The sequence below is a fragment of the Stenotrophomonas sp. Ste96 genome (assembly GCF_024519495.1).
In the GTDB taxonomy this organism is placed as follows: domain Bacteria; phylum Pseudomonadota; class Gammaproteobacteria; order Xanthomonadales; family Xanthomonadaceae; genus Stenotrophomonas; species Stenotrophomonas bentonitica_A.
The window spans coordinates 1-16,460 of the sequence record NZ_JALJRX010000004.1 but is presented as its reverse complement, the minus strand read 5'-3'; the positions used below and the strand labels follow the sequence as shown (position 1 = coordinate 16,460).

General features: G+C 68.3%; 16 protein-coding genes and 1 tRNA gene. 6 read left to right on the top strand and 11 right to left on the bottom strand.

What is annotated here, in order from left to right; all coding sequences use genetic code 11:
• Window positions 1-18: 18 nt before the first annotated feature.
• From fabD to OC373_RS12140, 5 genes are all read right to left on the bottom strand, one after another.
• A complete protein-coding gene (gene fabD / locus OC373_RS12160; RefSeq protein ID WP_261997757.1) occupies window positions 19-963 on the bottom strand; it encodes an ACP S-malonyltransferase in 945 nt (314 codons plus the stop codon).
• Window positions 964-1,044: 81 nt separating this feature from the next.
• Window positions 1,045-1,827 (bottom strand): serine/threonine protein kinase, encoded by a 783-nt coding sequence (locus OC373_RS12155; protein ID WP_019185347.1) that lies wholly within the window; start codon window positions 1,825-1,827, stop codon window positions 1,045-1,047.
• 75 nt (window positions 1,828-1,902) lie between these two features.
• Window positions 1,903-2,880, bottom strand: a complete 978-nt coding sequence (locus tag OC373_RS12150; RefSeq protein ID WP_019185346.1) for a beta-ketoacyl-ACP synthase III — start codon at window positions 2,878-2,880, stop codon at window positions 1,903-1,905.
• Window positions 2,881-2,968: 88 nt separating this feature from the next.
• On the bottom strand, window positions 2,969-3,166 hold the full coding sequence (gene rpmF, locus OC373_RS12145; RefSeq protein ID WP_017357626.1) for a 50S ribosomal protein L32: 198 nt from the start codon (window positions 3,164-3,166) through the stop codon (window positions 2,969-2,971).
• Window positions 3,167-3,274: 108 nt separating this feature from the next.
• Window positions 3,275-3,784 carry a YceD family protein gene (locus OC373_RS12140; protein WP_019185345.1) on the bottom strand — a complete coding sequence of 170 codons (510 nt, stop codon included), beginning with the start codon at window positions 3,782-3,784 and terminating at the stop codon, window positions 3,275-3,277.
• Between the two features lie 114 nt (window positions 3,785-3,898).
• Here OC373_RS12140 and OC373_RS12135 point away from each other — a divergent pair, with 114 nt between their 5' ends.
• Window positions 3,899-4,471, top strand: a complete 573-nt coding sequence (locus tag OC373_RS12135; RefSeq protein WP_070426747.1) for a Maf family nucleotide pyrophosphatase — start codon at window positions 3,899-3,901, stop codon at window positions 4,469-4,471.
• Between the two features lie 3 nt (window positions 4,472-4,474).
• Here the strand turns inward: OC373_RS12135 and OC373_RS12130 are convergent, their stop codons facing one another.
• Window positions 4,475-6,184: a hypothetical protein gene (locus OC373_RS12130; protein ID WP_156785745.1), complete on the bottom strand. Its 1,710-nt coding sequence runs from the start codon at window positions 6,182-6,184 to the stop codon at window positions 4,475-4,477.
• A gap of 16 nt (window positions 6,185-6,200) precedes the next feature.
• Entirely contained in the window at window positions 6,201-8,042 is a 1,842-nt protein-coding gene (locus OC373_RS12125) for a glycosyltransferase family 39 protein (protein WP_070426746.1), read from the bottom strand.
• A 40-nt stretch (window positions 8,043-8,082) separates the two neighbouring features.
• Here OC373_RS12125 and OC373_RS12120 point away from each other — a divergent pair, with 40 nt between their 5' ends.
• The 4 genes from OC373_RS12120 to OC373_RS12105 are packed head-to-tail and all read left to right on the top strand — an operon-like array spanning window position 8,083 to window position 12,460.
• A complete protein-coding gene (locus tag OC373_RS12120; protein WP_046273892.1) occupies window positions 8,083-9,036 on the top strand; it encodes a MoxR family ATPase in 954 nt (317 codons plus the stop codon).
• A 1-nt stretch (window position 9,037) separates the two neighbouring features.
• Window positions 9,038-9,994 (top strand): DUF58 domain-containing protein, encoded by a 957-nt coding sequence (locus OC373_RS12115; RefSeq protein ID WP_070426745.1) that lies wholly within the window; start codon window positions 9,038-9,040, stop codon window positions 9,992-9,994.
• A complete protein-coding gene (locus tag OC373_RS12110; protein WP_261997756.1) occupies window positions 9,987-11,939 on the top strand; it encodes a DUF3488 and transglutaminase-like domain-containing protein in 1,953 nt (650 codons plus the stop codon). Before OC373_RS12115 ends, OC373_RS12110 begins: the two co-directional genes overlap by 8 nt.
• On the top strand, window positions 11,936-12,460 hold the full coding sequence (locus OC373_RS12105; protein WP_019185338.1) for a Slp family lipoprotein: 525 nt from the start codon (window positions 11,936-11,938) through the stop codon (window positions 12,458-12,460). Before OC373_RS12110 ends, OC373_RS12105 begins: the two co-directional genes overlap by 4 nt.
• An 89-nt stretch (window positions 12,461-12,549) precedes the next feature.
• Here OC373_RS12105 and OC373_RS12100 read toward each other — a convergent pair whose 3' ends face one another.
• The 4 genes from OC373_RS12100 to dnaX form a co-directional block, all read right to left on the bottom strand.
• Window positions 12,550-12,909, bottom strand: a complete 360-nt coding sequence (locus OC373_RS12100; protein WP_019185337.1) for a histidine triad nucleotide-binding protein — start codon at window positions 12,907-12,909, stop codon at window positions 12,550-12,552.
• A gap of 81 nt (window positions 12,910-12,990) precedes the next feature.
• Window positions 12,991-13,590, bottom strand: a complete 600-nt coding sequence (gene recR / locus OC373_RS12095) for a recombination mediator RecR (RefSeq protein ID WP_019185336.1) — start codon at window positions 13,588-13,590, stop codon at window positions 12,991-12,993.
• Window positions 13,591-13,686: 96 nt separating this feature from the next.
• Window positions 13,687-14,007 carry a YbaB/EbfC family nucleoid-associated protein gene (locus tag OC373_RS12090; RefSeq protein WP_019185335.1) on the bottom strand — a complete coding sequence of 107 codons (321 nt, stop codon included), beginning with the start codon at window positions 14,005-14,007 and terminating at the stop codon, window positions 13,687-13,689.
• 6 nt (window positions 14,008-14,013) lie between these two features.
• Window positions 14,014-16,038 (bottom strand): DNA polymerase III subunit gamma/tau, encoded by a 2,025-nt coding sequence (dnaX, locus tag OC373_RS12085; protein ID WP_261997755.1) that lies wholly within the window; start codon window positions 16,036-16,038, stop codon window positions 14,014-14,016.
• Window positions 16,039-16,174: 136 nt separating this feature from the next.
• Here dnaX and OC373_RS12080 point away from each other — a divergent pair.
• Window positions 16,175-16,267, top strand: a tRNA-Ser gene (locus tag OC373_RS12080).
• The last annotated feature ends 193 nt before the right edge of the window (window positions 16,268-16,460 follow it).

Below are 16,460 nucleotides of genomic sequence, written 5' to 3'. Positions count from 1 at the left end.
GGGCACGATCGGAAGACATCAGGCGGCCCAGGTCTCGCGGGCCGTCTCGAAATCGGCGGGCGTGGACAGTGTGCGCGCGTCCAGCGATTTGTCGATGCGTTTGATCAATCCGCTCAGCACCTTGCCCGGGCCACATTCGGCCACCCGGGTGACGCCGCGGGCGGCCAGCGCCTGCACGCAGCCGGTCCACTGGACAGGCAGGTACAGCTGCTGGACCAGCGCCTGGCGGATGGCGTCGACGCCGTCATGCACGCGGGCATCGACGTTCTGCACCACCGGCAGGGCCGGGGCGCGCCAGTCCAGGCCAGCCATGGTTTCAGCCAGGCGGTTGGCGGCTTCGCGCATCAGCGGGGTGTGCGAGGGCACGCTGACGGCGAGCTTGACGGCCTTGCGGACGCCCTTCTCGGCCAACAGGGCCAGCGCGCGGTCCACGGCGGCGGCGTCGCCACCGATGACGATCTGGCCGGGCGAGTTGTAGTTGGCCGGGACGACCACTTGGCTGCCGGCGGCCTGTTCGCAGACCTCCACGACGAGGGCGTCTTCCGCGCCGAGGACGGCGGCCATGGCCCCCACGCCGGTCGGGGCGGCTTCCTGCATCAACTGGCCGCGCAGGCGCACCAGATGGGCGCCGTCACGCAGCGACAGGGCGCCGGCGGCGACCAGGGCGGTGTACTCGCCCAGGCTGTGGCCGGCCAGGACGGCCGGCTTGGCGCCGCCAACGGCGTTCCAGGCGCGCCAGACGCCGATGCTGGCCGCCAGCAGGGCCGGCTGGGTGTACTCGGTGCGGTTGAGCATTTCCTCCGGGCCGCCCTGGGAAAGGGCCCAGAGGTCGACACCGGCGCCGTCGGAGGCCTCGGTGAAAGCCTCGCGGATCTGCGGGTGCAGCTCGGCCAGTTCGGCCAGCATGCCCAGCGACTGCGAGCCCTGGCCCGGGAACACGAATGCGAGATTGGTATCGGTCACGCGATCATCCGCCTGCAAAAATCGAACGGCGAATGATAAAGGGGAACGTCGCCCTTCGTCTGTACTGCCGCGTATGTGGGCTCAGGTGAACAGCTGGAGGATGTCGAGGTCGCCGTCGCTGAAGAAGTCGATGCAGATCACGGCCAGCATCAGCACGCCCAGGGTCGTGGCGCCGTGGACGATCAGGATCGAGTGGGCCAGCGCGCGGGCCGAGCGGCCCATTTTCATGCTGTAACGGGCCAGCCCCTGGAGGCGACCGGTGACATCGTGGGCATGGGCGAGGACCGGCGCTTCGGCGCCGTCCATGGCCTGCGCCATCAGGCTCTGCAGCTGCTGCGGCCGATCTTCGTAGTACTTGGCCACGCCGTAGCCGAACATCAGCCAGTCGCGGGCCTGGGCCTGGGCGAGGTCCATGACTTCCAGGGGGTCTTCTTCGAAATCGATGAAGCCGATCTCGTTGCCGTCCCAGGTCAGGTTGCGCGGCAGTGGCTGGCCGAAGTAAGCGCCCTTGCGGTGGGCCTGGGCGATGGCGTTCATCGCCGCGGACACCAGGCGGTCGCGGCCGGCATCGTCGGCTTCGCGCAGGCAGGTGTTGAACGAGGAGCCGTTGTCGCCCAGCACGAGGGCGGCGTGGCCGCTGCCGATCACGCTGGGGACGTTGACGCCCTGGGCCTGCAGTTCGGCCAGGCGGCGGGCTTCGGTTTCGCGGGCGGCATCGCCGCCGCGGTGCGGTGGTGGGCGCAGGGCATCAAGCTGGAAGCGGCGGGCGATGAAGTTCAACAGCCCCAGCGCGACCACGCGGCTTCCTTCGCCGTACTGCTTCAGCCAGGCGCGCTGCCCTTCGATGACGATGGGCTCAACCATGACAGTTCTCCTGAAATGCTTACGGCCCCGTAATGGGGCCGTAACGACAGCGTCACGTTGTCGTAACTGTGGCTATCAATAGCGCAGCAGAGCAGAACCCCACGTGAAGCCGCCGCCGAAGGCTTCCAGCAGCAGCAGCTGCCCGCGCTCCACACGACCGGAGCGGACCGCGTGGTCCAGCGCCATCGGCACGGAGGCCGAGGACGTATTGCCGTGCTTGTCGACCGTCACCACCACCTGGTCCATGGACATCTCCAGGCGCTTGGCGGTGGCTTCGATGATGCGCAGGTTGGCCTGGTGCGGGATCAGCCAATCCAGGTCGGCCTTGGTCAGCGCATTGGCTTCCAGGGTTTCATCGACGACCGAATCCAGCGCCTTGACGGCGTACTTGAACACGTCGTTGCCCTTCATCAGGATCGCGCCGCGGGCATTGTCGCCCTCGCCGAAGCCGGCCGAGACGCCCACCGGGTTCCACAGCAGTTCTTTCTTGCTGCCATCCGAATGCAAGTGGGTGCTGAGGATGCCGGTGTCTTCGTCGGCCTTGAGCACGACGGCGCCCGCGCCATCGCCGAACAGCACGCAGGTGGTGCGCTCGGTCCAGTCGACGATACGGGTCAGGGTTTCCGCACCGATGACCAGCACATGGCGTGCATCACCGGAACGGATGAATTTGTCGGCCACGCTCAACGCGAACACGAAGCCCGAACAGGCGGCGTTGACGTCGAAGGCGGGGCAACCGCTCGCACCGAGCTTGGCCTGGATCAGGCAAGCGGTGGACGGGAAAATCAGGTCAGGCGTGGTGGTACCCACCACGATCATGTCGAGCTGCGAAGCGTCGATACCGGCCGCTTCAAGCGCACGTACCGCGGCGTGGTAGCCGAGGTCGCTGGTGGTCTCGCCTTCGGCCGCAATGTGCCGTTCGCGGATACCAGTGCGCGATTGAATCCACTCATCGCTGGTGTCGACCATTTTCTCCAGATCCTGGTTGGTCAACACTTTTTCGGGCAAATAACTACCGGTGCCCGCGATCCTCGAGTAGATCCGCTTGCTCATTGCATGTCCTGTAGCACGATCACCAAACGTGGTGATCGGGAAGAATGGGGTAAAGGCCGCCGCCCGACCGGGCAGCGGCCTTCACAAATCAATCTTCTTCGACGGCCGAGTTCGACTTGGTCGTGATCACCTTCTTGCCGCGGTAGAAACCGTCAGCGGTGATGTGGTGACGCAGGTGCACTTCACCGGTGGTCGGATCGGTGGACAGCTGCTTGGCGCTCAGGGCGTCATGCGCACGGCGCATACCGCGGCGGGACGGGGTGACACGGGATTTCTGCACAGCCATGGGATTGCTCCAAACTCGGTTCGTTTTGCTTCGTCGTATCGTCGCGCAGGACGCCAGCGCCCAGCACAGTTTTCGCTTTCGCCGCAGCCGCCGACGACAATCCGGCTGCTATTGTTTTTTCAGTGCCGCCAACGCCGCGAACGGATTGGCCTTGCTGATTTCTTCTTCGGTCGGTGCCCAGTCCTTGTCCACTGCCTCGCCATCGGGAGACAACGGCACGACGGGCACGGCCAGGACGAGTTCGTCCTCGACCAGTTCCAGCGGTCGCAGCATGCCGTCTTCGGGCACCAGCCACGGCTCCCAGCCTTCCGGCAGCGAGGATTCTTCCTCTTCGCTACGGATCAGACCGAGCCGCTGCACCATCGAAACCGGCAACAGGAAACGCTGCAGGCTGCGCTGACAGATCAGCGGCAGCGCGGTGTCGATGGACAGTTCAACATAGGATACCCGCAGGATGTCGTCGTGCGCGAATTCCAGTGCATAGGTGCACTGACCTTCGGTATCGGCAACAAGGCCTTGCAGGCGGGTCAATTTCGCTAGATCCACCTGGCCATCGAAGCGCCTGCGCGCTGCGACCATCCGCCAAGCATCCAGCATTTCGGGCACGTTTGCGGACATAAGCCGCTGAATGTTAAGGATCGCCCGGGCTGCTGTCAAATGCCTGCGCAGTCAGGTTGCCGATCCCCGCCCCGAGGGGCCAGACTGCCGCCCTTCCGTGCCCGGTATTGTCGCATGACCCCACTGCTGCTTGCCTCCACCTCCCGCTACCGCCGCGAACTGCTGGAACGGCTTGGCCTGCCCCTGCAGACCGCCCGCCCCGAGGTGGATGAGACCCCCGCCCCCGGCGAGGCCCCACGGGCCGTGGCCGTGCGGTTGGCGCAGGCCAAGGCGGAGGCCGTGGCCCGCCTGCACCCGGGCCAGTGGGTGATCGGCTCGGACCAGGTGGCGGAACTGAACGGCGCCGCGCTGGGCAAGCCCGGCACGGTCGAGGGTGCGCAGGCGCAGCTGGCGGCGATGTCCGGCCAGGTGGTCGACTTCCACACGGCGGTGAGCCTGGTGCGCGACGGCGAGGTCCTGGCCGCGTGCGACCGGACCCGGGTCCATTTCCGCACGCTGGATCATGCCGAAATCGTCCGCTACGTGGCCGCCGAGCAGCCGCTGGACTGCGCCGGCAGTTTCAAATGCGAGGGGCTGGGCATCACCTTGTTCGAGGCGATCGAGAACCGCGACCCGACCGCTCTGATCGGCCTGCCGCTGATCGCGGTGAGCCAGCTGCTGCGCCAGGCCGGCTACACCCTGCCCTGAGCCTCAACGCAGCTGCAGCGCTTCCAGGCAGCCGGCATCCAGCGGCCCGGTGGCCCAGCCGACCCAGTGCCCAGCCAGCGGCATCGCCAGGCCCACCGGGCGTCCCGCGCACTGCAGGACCAGCCGCGGCGCCGGGCTCCGGGCAGCGAACTCCACGCGCCACGCGGGCCCGCCCAGCAGGTTGCGCACGGCGACCACCGAAACCGCACTGAGCGGCACCGCCGAGGCGGTGGCCGCCGTGCGTTCGCCCTGCAGATAGCGCGTTTCCGGCCAGGCGAACATCGCGCTCCCGTGCGCGCGCAGGCTTGGCAGTGCCGCCTGCACTTCGCCAGGTACGCTCTCGCCATGGGTCTGGTCCGGATCGATCACGCCCGCCGCGGCTGCGGTGGCCGTCATGTTGGCCACGCGCTGCATGCTGGCGCCGAGGTAGGCCATCCAGGCGGTGCTCGGCACGGCCACCAGGGCCAGCAGGAGCGCCCCCCAGACCACCGGCCGGGGGCGGCGCAGACCCACGCGGACCGTCGCCCACAGCAGCAGGCCGCACCAGAACAGCCACGACCACGGCACATACCGCGGTGCGGCCAGCTGCGTGGGGTAATCGGCGAAATAGGTCCAGCGGCTGAGCGCGACCAGCCCGCCCACGGCCAGCCCGAACCACGCCATCGCCAACGCCACCGACTCCCCGGCGCCGGCGCTGCGCCCGCGTTGCCAGCTGCAACGGGTCATTCCGAGCACTCCGCCCAGCCCAACCGCGCCCACCAGCAGATGCGGCCAGCGCGAGGTCATCACCGGGCCGAACAGCCACTGGTACCCGCTCGCCACCGAATGGACCGCATTGCGCACGGGCGCGAACGGCAGTTGCTGTGCCGCCGCCGGATCCAGCGCAGGCCAGGCCAGGTAGATGAAGGGCGAGGCCAGCCAGCGCAGCAGCACGTCCAGCTGCGCCAATGGCGCAAGCGCCATCTGCGAGGGCATGCCGGTGCGGCCCATGCCCAGGTGCAGGCCGACCGCCACCAACAGCCCCAGCATCAACGGCACCCAGTGCGACAGCGGCGCACGGCGCACCACCAGCACCGCCGCCAGCCCGACGAACACCGCTACGCCGCTGCCGAACGAGAACGTCGCGGCGACACCGCACAGCGCCGCCAGCACCGCACCGCGGCGATCCCCACGCAGCAGCACAGCCACCCCGGCCATCAGCGCCGCGGTGATCAGATACGCATGCACCGACTCGTTGCCATGGGTGAGCGCGCGCTGGCTGCCGAGCCAGAAGATCGACAGCGCCCCGATCAGGGTCGCGGCCGCGCGTACCGGCGGCGCCAGCGCATCGGCCTTGATGATCCGGGCCAGCAGCCACACCGTGGCCAGGGCCAGCAGCACGCCCGTGCCGATCTGCAGCCACTGGTTGCCATGCAGCCAGGACAGCTCGGCATGGCGCACCAGGTTCGGCAGGATTTCGCGGTGGCCGTTGTCCGAGACCAGCACGTTCGATGGCCACGGCATCTCCAGCAGCTTCTGGGTGAAGCGCCACGGATCGGCGTACAGCACCCGCGGCGCGAGCCACAGCATCGCCGCCACGCCCACCGCGACGACCGCAGCCACCGCCAGCCACAGCAGGCGCGTCAGCGCGGGCGGCACCGGCGCGGAGACCGGACGGGACACCGGCACGGAAGCCGTTTCCGGCGAGGCATTGCGCATGAGGGTGTCATCCATGAAAAAACACGCGCACTCAGCGCGCGGGGACGGTGAAGGCCTGTTCCTGCCACTGCTCCACGCTGCCGTCCTTGCCGTACAGCGTCATGCCCAGCCAATGGCGACCGGGCGCGAGGTGAGCGGTGTTCAGCGTGGCATCGAAGGCCACGTTGGGATGCTGCGGATCGGTGGAGATCTTCCAGGCGCTGGTGATGTCGTAGGCGCGCCCGTAGACCGCATCGCCGACCGGCTTCCCATCGACAAACAGCTGGACGCGTTCGATGCCGGCACCGTCCTTGAAGGCCCAGCCGCGCACATCCAGCGTGTCGCCCACCTTGGCATCCGGCTGCGGCGCATCCACCCAGGCCATCGCCGGGGTGACGCAGGGCCCGTCCACCCGCCCGGCAGGCAGCTTGAACAGCAGGAAGCGCTGATAGCCATGATCGTTGCTGACCACGCGCGGCGGCGGCAGCGGGCCCACCTGGTCGCAGACCGCGTGATAGCGCTCCAGCAGATCGCGATAGCGCTGGTCGCTGGGGGACAGCACCAGCAGCATCGGTGTGTCGCGCTGACCATCGTGCAGCAACCCCCACAGCCCCAGCTGCGCACTGCGGCCGTGTTTGTCGTTCAACGGATGGCGCAGCACCTCGATCGAGGGATCACGCAACTGGAAGCCCAGTTCCGCGCCGACCTTGAAGTTGCCGGCCAGCACGCGGGTGCCCGGTGGCATGCCCTTCAATTCTTCGCGCACGGCGCCTGCCAGGGGTTCCCAGCCGGCGAAGTTGCGCGGGTAATACTTGTAGCCGGCCAGCTGCTCGCGCACGCTCGGCACGGACGCCATCAGGTAATAGCCGAAGGCCAGTGCCAACCCGGCACCGGCCAGCCACCAGCCGGTGCGGCGCAGCCAGCGCGGCCAGCCATTGAGCACGACCGGCACCGCGATCAGCAGCGCGAGATAGCCCGGCAGCGGCCAGTGGAAGCTGATGCGCTCCACATCGGTGAAGAAGCCCAGGGCGAAGATGGACAGGGTCGATACCGCGCCGATCAGACCGAAATACCGCCACTGGGCGCGTGCGCCGCCACCGGAGCGGGTACCGGCCAGGGCCACCTTCCACATCGCGATGCACAGGATCGGGGTGACCAGCATCGGCTGGATCACCAGGAACCACAGCCCGCTCCACTCGAACGCCCACGGGTGGCGCTCGACCACCTGGAATTTCAGGCCGGCATCATGGTTGTCGGCATTCCACGACAGCAGCGGCAGCCACGCCACCACACCGACCGTCAGGGCCACCCAGACGCGCGGATCGCGCAGCATGCGCCGGCCCTGCGGCAGCACCAGCAGCGCGATGAAGCCGACCACGATCACCCCGATGAAGCGGTAATGGCTGAGTGCGCCGATCGCCAGGCCCGCGGCCAGCTTCACCGCCGCCGCCGCATCCACGTTGCGCAGCAGGCGTGCACCGGCGTCCAGGCACAGCACCGCGGCCAGCGCCATCGGCACATCCGGCACGGCCAGCATGCCCAGCGTGGCTGACAGCGGCATCAGCAGGGTCAGGCTGCCGGCCTGCCAACCGGCCACCGCGCCGAACCAGCGCGTGGCGATCCGCGAGACCAGCCATGGCAGCCACGCACCGATCGCCAGGAACGGCAGCCGTAGCGCGAGCACATGGTTGCCACCCACTTCCACGCCCAGGCGTGCCAGCCATGCGGTCAGCCCGGGCAGGTCCGAATAGGCCGCCGCCAGGTGCTGGCCTTCCTGCCAGTAAAAAGCTTCGTCCACGAACAAGGGCAGACGTGCGGCCACCACCAGCTTGACGGCGGTGACCAGCGTCCACAACAACAGGAATATGGTGCGTGCGCGTTGTTCGCCCTGCATTGCTCTATAGAATCAGTGGAATCATCGATACGAGACGGACATGGATCATTCGCCCCCCGTGCCAGCCATGCTAACCGATGTACTGCGACAGTCTCTCCGCGCCGCCCAGGATCAGGTCAACGGGCTGGTCCTGGGCAAGGCCCAGGAGGTACGACTGGCCTTCGTGGCGCTGCTCTCCGGCGGCCATCTGCTGATCGAGGATCTGCCCGGCCTGGGCAAGACCACCCTTGCCCACGCCATGGCCTCCAGCCTCGGGCTGGGCTTCCAGCGGGTGCAGTTCACTTCCGACCTGCTGCCTGCCGATGTACTCGGCGTCTCTGTTTACGACGCCGGCAGCCGTCAGTTCCAGTTCCACCCCGGCCCGGTCTTCACCCATGTGCTGCTTGCCGATGAGATCAACCGCGCCCCGCCGCGTACCCAGAGTGCGCTGCTGGAGGCGATGGCCGAGCAGCAGGTGACCCTGGATGGCGTGACCCACCCGCTGCCGGATCCGTTCTTCGTCATCGCCACCCAGAACCCGGTCGACCTGTCCGGCACCTTCCCGTTGCCGGACTCGCAGCTGGACCGCTTCCTGCTGCGGTTGGCGCTGGGCTACCCCAATCCCGAATCCGAGCGCGAGCTGCTGCGCGGCACTGATCGCCGCCACCTGATCGCGCAGGCCACCGCGCGGCTGAGCGAGGTGGAGGTGCGGACGCTGCGCGAGGCGGTCGGCCAGGTGCACGCCAGTGAAGCCTTGATCACCTACGTGCAGGCGCTGCTGGCCCGCAGCCGCCAGCACGCCGGGGTGCGCGTCGGCCTGTCACCGCGCGCGGGCCTGGCATTGCTGCGCGCCGCCAAGGCGCATGCCCTGCTGTTGGGCCGCGCACATGTCGTGCCTGAAGACGTGCAGACGCTGTTCGTTGCGGTGGCCGGGCATCGGCTGGTGCCGGAGGCAGAAGCCGGCAATGGGCCGGCATTGGCCCGCGCCATCCTCCAGACCGTGCAGGTCGACTGAGATGCGCCGCGGCTGGGGAGCCCGCTGGCAGCACCTGCAGCATCTGGCGCGACCGCGCCGACCGGAGCACCTGCCCAGCCGGTTCGACCGGCGCCGCATCTATGTGCTGCCGACGCGCTTCGGTCTGTTCGTCGCCGCGCTGCTCTCGGCGATGCTGCTCGGTGCATTGAACTACAACAACAACCCTGCCCTGTTGTTGGCGCTGCTGCTGGCCACGGTCAGCATCGCCAGTGCGATCAGCGCCCACCTGCAGTTGTCCGCGTTGCAGGTGGATGCGGTATCCGCCGAACCGGTCACCGCAGGCGCGCCGCTGCGGCTGCGCATCAGCCTGTCGCGCACCGATACCCGCGCGCGTCGCGGCCTGCACGTGGAGCACGACGGCGTGGCAGCGTTCGGGCACCTGGTGGACAGCGACCAGATCGAAGTGGATCTCGACCTGCCCACGCATCAGCGCGGCTGGTTCGACCTCTCCCGGATCCGCATCGCCACCACACAGCCACTGGGCCTGGTACGCGCCTGGTCGTGGGTGTGGCCGGAGACACCCTTGCTGGTCTATGCCGCACCGGAAGCGCACGCCCCTGCGTTGCCCGAGAGCGGCGGCGATCCGTTGCATACCCGTGTGCATGCCAGCGGCGACGAGCTGCATCAGCTGCGTCCGTATCGCCCCGGCGACCCGACGCGCAGCATCGCGTGGAAGCACTCTGCGCGGCGCGACACCCTGCTGGTGCGCGAGTACGAAAAGCCGATCGGCGTGGAGGTCGTGCTGGACTGGTGGCGCCTGGCCCCGCTGGGCACCGAGGCCCGGATCGCGCGCCTGGCGCGCTGGGTCGACCTGGCCGAACGCGAAGGGCGCCGCTACACCCTCACGCTGCCCGGCCAGCCGGTGCTCGGCCCCGGCAATGGCAGTGCCCATCACCATCTGTGCCAGCGCGCGTTGGCGCTGTTGCCCCATGACTGACCGCCCCGTCGCCCCGCTCAGTCCCGGTGCGCGCTACTGGACCCTGGCCAGTGCGGCCCTGGGCCTGTTGCCGCTGCTGCTGCAGCTGCCCACCGTGCTGGCGGCCGTCATCGCCGGCGTTGCACTGCTGACCGCCTTGGTTTCGCGCCAGCGCCTGCTGCCGGGAGCACTGCGCCTGCTGCTGGTGCTCGCCATGCTGGGCGCCATCTACTGGCAGATGGGCCCGCGCCCGGGCCGCGATACCGGCTGCGCGCTGCTGGCGGCGATGCTCGCGTTGAAATCCAGCGAGCTGCGCAGCCTGCGCGATGCCCGCAGCCTGGTCGGCTTCGGGTTGTTCGGCCCGTTCGCGGCGTTCCTGCTCGACCAAGGGCCGCTGACGATGACATTGGCGGTACTGGCCGGCCTGGTCGCATTGCTCGCGTTGCAGCGGCTGGCGCACCTGGAGGGCCAGGCACCGCCGGCGCCGCTCAAACGCCAGCTGCGCGGGATCGGCCGGCTGGTCATGCTCGGCCTGCCATTGGCGCTGGCAGGTTTCTGGCTGTTCCCGCGGTTGAGTGAACCCCTGTGGGGCATCCCCGATCGCGCGGTCGGCAAGCCCGGCCTGTCCGACACGATGGAGCCCGGGCAGTGGCTGGATCTGATGGCCGATGACACCCCGGCGCTGCGCGTGCAGTTTTTTGGCGCGGTTCCGGAACCGCAGCAGCGCTACTGGCGCGGCCCGGTGCTCAGCCTGTTCGACGGCAAACGCTGGGAGCAGGACAGGCATCTGATCGAGCGCGCGCCCGCCGCGGTGACCCACGCCAGCACACAGTGGGAGTACCAGATCGACTATGAGCCGACCGACCGCCGCCAGCTGGTCGCACTGGATCTGCCGTTGCAGGCCCCTGCCGGCAGCGATCTGGATGCCAACCACAGCCTGCGCAGCCACGCAGCACTCAATGCCCTGACCCGCTGGCGACTGCGTTCCGCCCCGGCCGTGGCCTACACCGACCCATTGACGCCTTACGAGCGTCGCCTTGCACTGCAGCTGCCCGACGGCGTGAACCCGCGCACGGCGGTGCTGGCGCGGCAGTGGCGGCAGGAGGCTGGCAGCAACGATGCGGCGATCGTGCAGCGCGCACTCGAGTGGGTACGTGCGCGCTTCGTCTACACCCTGGACACGCCCGAGCCGGGCCGCGATGGCGTGGACGAGTTCCTGTTCGACCAGCAGGCCGGCTTCTGCCAGCACTTCAGCTCATCGTTCGTTGTGTTGATGCGCAACGCCGGCATCCCGGCGCGGGTCGTGACCGGCTTCGCCGGTGGCGTCCACAATCCCTATGGTGACTACTGGGTGCTGCGCCGGATGGATGCCCATGCCTGGGCCGAGGTCTGGCTGCCCGGGCGCGGCTGGGTACGGGTCGACCCGACCGCGGCCGTCGCCCCCGAACGCATCTACGACACGATCGACGACCGGCTGGCGGCGGGCGACGCCGGTGCGATGCTCAACAGCCGTTGGCTGCAGTTCGGGCAGATGGGGGACTGGCTGCGCCGGGGCTGGAACGACCTGATCCTGTCCTTCGATGCCAACCGCCAGCAACGGCTTCTTGAACCGTTTGGTTTCGAGCGCCTGGATCCGACCCGACTGGTGGGAATTTTCACTGTCTTCGCGCTGGCCGCGCTAGGGTGGATGGCGTGGCTGCTGGCCCGGGGCGAACGCGAACGCGACCCGCTGCTGCGGGCGTGGCACCGGCTGGGACGCCGCTATGCACGCCATGGGCTGGAACGCGCCAGCGCCGAACCGGCCAGCGAGTGGGCCCGCCGGGTGGACCGGCAACGGCCCGATCCGGCGTTGTTGTCGCTCAGCGCGCGTTTCGTCCAGGCGCGCTACGCTGGCGCTGACGTCGACCTCACTTCATTATTGCGCGACCTGCGCAGGCATCGCCCGACCTCCGGAGCATCCCCATGAAGATTCAAATCCTGCTTCCCCTTGCTGCCTCTCTGGCATTGGCTGCCTGCGCCACCGCGCCCAAGCCGCTGCAGGGGCAGTTCAGTATGGTCAGCCCGCGTGACGCGGTTCCCACCCAGCAGGTGGGCACCCCGGTGCGTTGGGGTGGCCGCATCATCGAAACCAACCCGGGCCAGGGCCAGACCTGCTTCCAGATGATTTCGCGTCCGCTCAACGGCAGTGGCCGCCCGAGCACCACCTCGGCCGACGCCAGTGACGGCCGCTTCATCGCGTGCCGCGCCGGCTTTTACGATCCGGCGGTGTTCGAGCCGGGCCGGGACGTGACCTTCATCGGCAAGATCGGCGGCTACGAGAACACCCGTATCGGCGAGTACGACTATCGCCTGCCGAAGCTGGACGCCGATGTGATCTACCTGTGGCCGGAACAGCGCCAGGTCGACGTGGTGCCCGCCTACCCGTACGGCCCGTGGGGCCCGGGCTGGGGTCCGGGCTGGGGCTACCGCGGCTGGGGCTGGTGGTAAGCCCGGAGGTGGCGCGTCCCCGTCGCTGATGCGGACGCGCTGAAGAAAAACGTCGCCTTCGGGCGGCGTTTTTTGTTGCCCCGGCCCGCTCAGCCGTTCGGCGTGCCGAAGTGACCCAGCTGCGCGCCGGCCAGCAGGTGCAGGTGGATATGGAACACGGTCTGCCCGGCGTGCTCGCGGCAGTTCATGACGATACGGTAGCCGTCCTGCGCGAACCCTTCGCGGCGGGCGTACTCGGCGGCGGCCATCGCCAGCTTGCCGATCAGGTGCGCCTGGTCCGGCCGCACGTCATCCAGGGTCGGGATCGCTTCGTGCTTGGGAATGAACAACACGTGCACCGGCGCCTGCGGCGCGATGTCCTTGAAGCCGAGCACCTCCTCGTCTTCGTAGACGATGGTGGCGGGAATTTCGCGGCGGATGATCTTGCCGAACAGGGTGTCGTGGCTCATGAGGGCACCTCGTGTAACAGGGCCTTGGAGAGTAGCGCGGATGCACGCCCGGTTTCGATCACCGGCGCGGGTTGCGCGGGATCATTCCTGCACTTCGGTACGCGTACCGAAGGCGTGCGACAGCGTGCCGCGATCCACGTATTCCAGCTCGCCGCCCAGCGGCAGGCCCTGCGCCAACCGGCTCGGGCGGACCTTGTGGCTGCGCGCCATCTGGGCCAGGTAATGCGCGGTCGCTTCGCCTTCCACGGTGGCACTGGTGGCGATGATCAACTCGGTCACTTCGCCTTGCTTCAGGCGGGCCTCCAGCTGATCCAGGCCCAGCTCGCGCGGACCGATGCCGTCCAGCGGTGACAGCCGCCCCTGCAGCACGAAATAGACGCCGCGGTAGCCGGTAGCCGTCTCGATCGCCAGGCGATCGGCCGGTGACTCCACCGCACACAGCTGCTGGCGCTCGCGGCTGCCGTTGGCGCAGACCGCACAGACCTCGGTCTCACTGAAATCCCGGCACTGCGCGCAATGCCCGATCCGCTCGATCGCCTTGGCCAGCACCTCGGCCAGCTTCTGGCCGCCCTCGCGCTCACGTTCGAGCACGTGGTAGGCCATGCGCTGGGCGGTCTTCTGGCCCACGCCCGGCAACACGCGGAAGGCCTCGATCAATTGTTCGAGCAGGGGCAGGCTCATGGCGGATCGCTCATCTCAGAAACAAGCGCGCGAAGCCCGGAGGCTTCGCGGCGCGGTCACCACCCTCGCCAGGCCTCGACCCGGCGCAGAAGTGGCTCAGAACGGCAGCTTCATGCCCGGGGGCAGCTGCATGCCAGCGGTCGCCGAACCCATGCGGTTCTTCGACTCGGCATCGATCTTGTTGGAGGCATCGTTGAACGCTGCGGCCACCAGGTCTTCGGTCATTTCCGCATCGGAGAGCACCGACGGATCGATGCGCACCTTGCGGCATTCCTTGGTGCCGGTCAGGGTCACGCTGACCATGCCGCCGCCGGCGCTGCCGGTGACTTCCAGCTTGGCGAGGTCTTCCTGGGCCTTCTGCAGGTTTTCCTGCATCTTCTGGGCCTGCTGCATCAGTTGGGCGATATTGCCGCGCATGGTTCTTTACTCTTCAAAAGGACGAATGGAATCGGCCACGACCCGGGCACTGTGTTGCTGGATCAGCAACTGCACCGACGGGTCGGCCATGAAAGCGGCTTCCGCCGCCGTTTGGCGTTCGCCACGCTGGCGGTCAGCGCGCTGATGCAGGGTCTCGGCACCGGCCGCGCCGGTATCGATCACCAGACGCGGAGCCTGCCCCAGGGGGCCGGTCAATGCCGCGATCAGCGCCGCCTGCGAGCGGTCCGAACTCAAGTACTCAAATCCGGGCGAAATCGCCAGTTTCAAGACACCGTGCTGGTAGCTGATGAACGCCGAGTGAGCCGCCAGCTGCTTGGACGGGCCATTGAGCTGGCTGCCGGCGACCAGTTCCAGCCAGGCATCAGCGGTCAGCTCACCGTTCGCCCCTGACGGCGCGGCGTCGGCCACTGAGGGTGCGATGGCGATACCCTCCGGGCGAGCCACCGGGGCGGGGGCGTCCCGTACAGGCGCGGGAGCAACCGGTGCCGCGGTCCGCTCGGGCGGCGCTTCCCAGGGAGCGACCATGGCCGCATCCGGGGTGGCCATTTCAGCAGCCAGCGCTTCGTCGCGATCGGCCGCATCGTTCTCCTGATGCCACGGCGGCAGATCGTCGTCGGCAGCGGGGGCAGGCGCGTTCGGCTTGGCCGGCTTGGTCGGTTGGACCGGCTCGGCGGCTGTCGGGGCGGGAGTAACCTGTTTCAGCGGCGGGGCTGCGGCCTCGGGGGGCGCGACGACCGGGGCGGCGACCGGCGCCTCAGGCGCCACCGGGGCTGCCTGAGCGACGGGCGCGCTGGCCTTGGCGGGCGCCACGGACGGAGCCGGAGCCGGAGCCGCTGCCGCAGCGGCCATGCCGGCGCCCTGGCCACTGGCCTGGCCGCCACTGTTCACTTCGGTACCGGTGCCCGGATCACGGGGCACGGGCGGGACGGCCGATGCCGGGCGGAACGCCAGCATGCGCAGCACCGCCATCTCGAATCCCGCGCGCGGGCTTGGGGCCAGGTGCAGGTCACGGCGACCGCCCAGGGCCATCTGGTACCAGAGCTGCACTACTTCCGGACGCAGGCGCTGGGCGAAGGCTTCGGCATCGATCCCCTCGCCCGCCGTCGCGGCGCCCGGCACCAGCTGCTGCACCTGGATCCGGTGCAGGGCTTCGGCCAAGGCGTCGAGCACCCCGCTCCAGTCCGGCGAGAACTCGGCCAGCAGGGCCACGGTCTGCAGCAGCCGCGGGCCATCACCATCGGCCAGCGCATCCAGCATCGCCGCCACCTGGGTGCGGTCCACGGTGCCCAGCATCGCGCGCACCACATCCTCGCGCAGCGCACCGCCGGCATAGGCGATCGCCTGGTCCAGCAACGACAGGCCATCACGCAGGCTGCCATCGGCGGCCTTGGCCAGCTGCACGATCGCAGTCGGATCGGACTCGATCTCCTCGGCGGCCAGGATCTTGGTCATCTGGCCCTGGATCTGTTCCTCGTCCAACCGCTTCAGGTTGAACTGCAGGCAGCGCGAAAGGACCGTCACCGGCAGCTTCTGCGGATCAGTGGTGGCCAGCAGGAACTTCACGTGCTCCGGCGGCTCTTCCAGCGTCTTGAGCAGCGCATTGAACGCCGCCTTGGACAGCATGTGCACTTCGTCGATCAGGTAGACCTTGTACTTGCCCCGGGAGGGCATGTACTGGGCGTTCTCGATCACCTCGCGGACATCATCCACACCGGTATTGGACGCGGCATCGATCTCGAGCAGATCGATGTAACGGCCGGAGTCGATATCCAGGCATGCCGGGCACTGGCCGCATGGATCGGCGCTGGTGCCCTGCTCGCAGTTCAGCGACTTGGCGAAAATACGGGCAATGGTGGTCTTGCCGACCCCGCGGGTGCCGGTAAACAGGAACGCATGGTGCACCCGGCCGCTGTCCAGCGCATTGCTGAGCGCACGGACCACGTGTTCCTGGCCCACCAGCTCGGCAAAACGCTTCGGACGCCACTTGCGGGCAAGGACGAGATAGGACATCAGGCCACCGTCTTCATCGGGACGACCATTGTGCCACGCCTGTCCAGCCCCCCTGCCCCCGTGACGAACCGCTTGTGCGATTCCGATTCCCCCGCTAGAATCTGCGCCCCTGCAGCGGGTTGTGTGCGGCAGGTCCGGAGAGGTGTCCGAGTGGTTGAAGGAGCACGCCTGGAAAGTGTGTAAGCGTCTAAACCGCGCTTCGGGGGTTCGAATCCCCCTCTCTCCGCCAGACAAATAAAAAGGCCGCCCCCAGGGGCGGCCTTTTTATTTGTCTTCCGGAAAGCATGGGGAGCCGAGAACCCCAACGGGTTCGACGGATTCGCCAGGAGCGAATCCGGACAGCCGAATGGCTGTCCCTGGAGCGCGCCAGCGCGGAAGGGCTGGGTGCATGGATGCACCCAGCAATCCCAATGAAGCGGCCA